The organism is Streptococcus parasanguinis (assembly GCF_015556095.1).
In the GTDB taxonomy this organism is placed as follows: domain Bacteria; phylum Bacillota; class Bacilli; order Lactobacillales; family Streptococcaceae; genus Streptococcus; species Streptococcus parasanguinis_Q.
In genome coordinates, this window is record NZ_JADNLT010000002.1 from 198,653 (window position 1) to 203,958 (window position 5,306).

General features: G+C 43.5%; 2 protein-coding genes. Both read right to left on the minus strand.

Going from position 1 to position 5,306, the window contains the following annotated elements; genetic code table 11:
* The coding region (locus I2E70_RS04135) for an accessory Sec-dependent serine-rich glycoprotein adhesin (protein ID WP_195423564.1) at positions 1–2,774 on the minus strand (2,774 nt) is incomplete at its 3' end.
* Positions 2,775–2,971: 197 nt separating this feature from the next.
* On the minus strand, positions 2,972–5,306 hold a 2,335-nt coding region (locus tag I2E70_RS10705; protein ID WP_195423566.1), incomplete at its 5' end, for an LPXTG cell wall anchor domain-containing protein.

Below are 5,306 nucleotides of genomic sequence, written 5' to 3' on the forward strand. Positions count from 1 at the left end.
ACCGAAACGGACTCTTGAACCAGTGATTCGGATTGGCTAGCTGAAACTGATGCCTGAACCAGCGAGTCTGATTGACTAGCAGAAACTGAGGCTTGAACCAAGGAGTCTGACTGACTGGCGGATACAGATTCTTTAACAAGCGAATCGGACTGACTGGCAGAAACTGATGCTTGAATCAACGACTCAGACTGGCTTGCTGAAACCGACGATTGAACTAACGAATCCGATTGACTTGCTGAAACCGACTCTTGGACTAGAGCCTCCGACTGACTAGTGGAGATCGATTCCTGAACCAACGAGTTGGATTCGCTTGTCGATACAGATTGTGACAAGGAAATCGAGGTTGAAACCTGTGAATCTGATTGACTGGCGGAGCTAGATGCTTGTGACAAGGAAACGGACTCACTGACCGAAACAGATTGAGAAGATGAAATGGATTCTGAAACTAGTGACTCTGAAGTTGAAATCGAGAAGTTTTGAGATTGTGAAGTAGATTCTGACGGTGTCATCTTCCGATAGTAATAATTCACACTCGTTAAGGGGTATGAATCTACTATTTTTTTGATCGTTTGTTTGAAGTTGGAAAAACCATCTGCTCCTTGAGGTGTTGCATCTTCTCCAACGACCATGGTCGTATTTTTATCGAGGTAGGCCGATTTTGGAAGTTCCGTGAATGGTTTTGGAACAGTATATTCTATTCCTGTTTTCTCATCAGTGTATGTAACTGTCTCCTTACTAGAGAACCAACCTGTAATATCCAACTCAAAATGTTGGTAATCTATTCGTTTTGGTGTAACATTCAGGAAATAATCCTTGTTTTTACTTTCAACTTTACGAGTTCCACCTAAATCTGAAAGGTTATCCGTACTATCTTGTTTAAATTCTTTTTCATAAACAAGTGTATATACATCGGTTACCTTAGCATTTCCTACATCACCACTACTAACATCATGGATTTTAGAAGGATCTAAAACATAGTAGCGAAGAGAATAATCACCATTTTGATTAAGGGTGACAACTTCACTTTTAATGAAATGCTCACGCGCATCCCCTAATAGTTCAATTCTTGATTTCCCATTCTTACTATTATCGAACACCCCACTTTTACGATTCGGGAACACGGTGTGCGCTGGGACCTGTACATAACCAGGAAATTCGCGTGGATTGGAAGCTGTATAATGCTGGCCTTCCAATCCGTAGATTCTATACTCTAGTAAGGATCTTTCTTTCCCCGTTGGTTCATATTGCCCATTAAACCATCTACCATTCGGGTCCACTTCTCTATAGAAGGTCGATTGTTGTCCCATCATAGATGGAATTTTGATACTAGGATACGTCCTAATCAATTGCCCTTGATTCTCAGGCGTCATGACATCATAAATACTCCGGAATAAGAAAGCCTGTTCCGGAATAAAATTCGTCAGCATTCCAAAGGTCCCATTACCTGTAGAAGGTTCCGAATTAAAAACCTTGTTCCCAAAGGGAGCCTGACCAATCAGTACTTCTTTTGGTAATTGAATATCTTGGCCATATCCTTTTGGAGATACAGTTTGTGAAAAAATTTCAGCCCCATCTGATTTTCGGACAATGCGGAAATAAACATCCATTGCCTTATGCTTTTCCGGATCTATCTCACTGATATCAATCGACATAGTCGCATAGTAACCAAGTGACTCTCCTTGTTTATTCACAAAGTCCCAAATACCAAATGTATAACGATTGGTGTAGGGTTCACCTAAAAAATTTTTCAACTCTTCAGGCGAAAATCTTAAGAGATCTTTATCTAGATGAGGATCCTTAGCATATCCTGGTGTGTTAAGTGTAGGATCTTCTACACTCGCACCATTGGGATCTTCTGGGTTCGGGGTCATATCCAATACATCATCAGCCAAGTATGTTTCCTCAGCTAGAGAAGCCAACTGAGCAGAGATCGCAGGTTTCCCATCTACATTTGTATTTCCCACAAAACCTGCAGCTGTCAAGGTCGTCATCATCTCATCGACAGCTTTCTCCAAACGATCGCGCTGGTCAGCATAAGCTTGAGCACTGGCATTGGTGTGGATCAAGTTATTACTTGCAGTCACTTCGGCCTGCACTTTGTTAATGACCGCTTCGACAACTGATCGGCGATCGGTGTCCGTCATTTTAGATGCGTAATTCCCTGCAATTTCTTGAAGCAATTCAGCTTCAGAGGTATTTTGTTCTAAAACAGTAGCTTCTTCTAAACTAGTCGGCTCTTCAATACCTGCTTCTGACTCTAGAGCTTGAGCAGACTCGCTAAGTGCCGTTGATAATGCAGTTGATCCAACTTCGCTCAAGGACAAAGAAGTAGATTCACTGATCGAAGTAGATACACTCACAGATGTAGAAAGGCTAGTTGATCCTGAAACAGAGCTGGATTCTGAAGGTTGGCTTGAAATTTTCGCTAAGACCACACTATCCACTTCTGCCAAGGTTTCCTCTTTTGTCTCAGAAACCGTTGGTGCAAGTGATGTTGCATCCTCCGCCTTAGCTGTCGTAGCAAGCACAGCACCACCAAAAACAGTCCCTACCGTAATCAAACCTTTTAAGAAGGCTTGGTTATGCTTTTGATTTTCTATTTGATCTTGCTGCACGTTGGCAATGATGGTCTCCTCCACTTGCCCACGCACCACGCGAAAGAGGCCTAGGGCAGCCGTTGATGCCCGAAGCCAATTTTTTCCTGATTTAATTAATTTGAAGCGTACGACACGATCTGTTTCACGAAAGTTTCCTTTTGAACGCTTAAATTGCATGATATTCCCCTTACATTGTAGTCATTATTCATTATACAGGAATACTACGTAGATTCAAGTAATTTGCTACAAAAAACTTATATATTATCGTTTAATTTTCAAATTTTTTTGTAACACATTAAAAACACTTCATTCTACTAGTAAAAAAGTGAATCTCCTATGAGATTCACTCGAAAAAAATGATATTTCCTACTAGATCAGTTCCCCTTCTTTTTACGTCGGGTAAGTCCAGCAATTCCAGCTAACCCTGTAACAACCCCAAGAAGGGCTGATGTTACAGATCCTGTTTCGCCAGTATTTGGAAGGGCCACAGATTGGCTGTGTTTTTGTGATCCACTTGCTGATTCTGATGCAGACAATGACTCTGAATGAGAAATTGATTGGCTCATTGAGTTAGAGTATGAACCGCTACCAGATGTTGATCCTGATTGTGATTGACTCACTGAAACTGAAGTACTTACTGATGTTGAAGTTGATTCAGGTGCAGAGGTACTCAATGATGCTGACTCAGATACAGATACTGATGTCGAAACCGAGGTAGAGACTGACTGACTTTCTGATACTGAACTGCTCAACGAAGCTGACAATGATTCGGAGGTCGAGATTGATTCAGATGTTGAGACTGACTCGGATGTCGAAACTGATTCTGAGGTAGACGCTGACACAGACGTTGAGACAGATTCCGACGCTGATACTGATTCTGAGGTTGAAACTGACTCAGATGTAGATGCCGACTCAGACGTCGAGACTGACTCAGATGTAGACACTGATTCTGACGTTGACACTGATTCTGATGTTGATACAGATTCAGAAGTAGACACTGATTCAGAAGTTGAGACTGATTCAGAAGTTGACGCTGACTCGGATGCTGAAACTGATTCGGACGTTGAAACCGACTCTGATGTCGAAACTGATTCAGAAGTAGACACCGATTCAGACGCTGAGACTGACTCGGATGTTGATGTCGACTCAGAGGCTGATTCGGATGTTGATGTCGACTCAGAGGCTGATTCGGATGTTGAAACTGATTCAGAAGCAGACACTGATTCGGACATTGAGACCGACTCAGACGTCGATACCGATTCAGACGTTGATACTGATTCTGAAGTCGATACTGACTCAGATACAGAAACCGATTCGGACGTTGAAACTGATTCAGAAACAGAGGCTGACTCGGATGTCGACACCGATTCAGAGGTTGAGACTGATTCTGATGTAGAGGCCGACTCAGAGGCTGATGCTGACTCAGATACAGAAACTGATTCTGACGCTGAAACTGACTCGGATGTCGATACCGACTCAGACGTTGATGCTGACTCAGACGCAGAAGCTGATTCAGAGGCTGACGCTGACTCAGATGCAGAAACTGATTCGGATGTCGATTCCGATTCAGATGTAGATACTGATTCTGAGGCTGATACTGATTCAGACGTTGATGCTGACTCAGATGTCGAGATTGATTCCGACGTAGAGACTGATTCGGACGTTGACACTGATTCAGAAGCAGATGCTGATTCGGAGGTTGAGGCTGACTCAGATGTAGATACCGATTCAGACATTGAGACTGATTCAGAAGTTGACGCTGACTCGGACGCAGATGCTGATTCTGACGTTGACACTGATTCAGACGTTGATGCTGACTCAGATGTAGATACCGATTCAGACGTTGAGACTGATTCTGAGGTTGAGACCGATTCAGAGACTGAAACTGACTCAGATGTCGATGCTGACTCAGATGTTGAGGCTGACTCAGATGCAGACACTGACTCAGAGGCTGACGCTGATTCAGACGCTGAGACTGACTCTGATGTAGATACTGACTCAGAGGCTGATGATGATTCGGACGTAGACACTGATTCTGATATTGAAACTGACTCGGATGTCGAAACGGATTCTGATGCAGACACTGACTGACTTTCTGATACTGAGGTGCTCAACGATGCCGACAATGATTCAGATGTCGAGATTGATTCAGACGTTGATGCTGATTCAGAGACTGAAACTGACTCAGACGTCGAGACTGACTCTGAAGTCGAGACTGATTCTGAAGTAGAAACTGATTCAGATACAGAAACCGATTCAGATGTAGATACCGACTCAGAGGTCGAGACTGATTCAGAAGTAGAGGCTGATTCTGACGTTGACGCTGATTCTGACGAAGAAACTGACTCAGACGCCGATACCGATTCAGATGTAGACACTGATTCAGACGTTGAGACTGACTCGGACGCAGACAATGACTCGGATGTCGACACTGATTCAGACGTTGATACTGATTCAGACGCTGAGACTGACTCGGATGTTGATGTCGACTCAGAGGCTGAGGCTGATTCGGATGTTGACACTGATTCAGAAGCAGACACTGATTCGGACATTGAGACCGACTCAGATACAGAAACCGATTCAGACGTTGAGACTGATTCTGATGTAGAGGCCGACTCAGAGGCTGATGCTGACTCAGATACAGAAACTGATTCTGACGCTGAAACTGACTCGGATGTCGATACCGACTCAGACGTTGATGCTGACTCG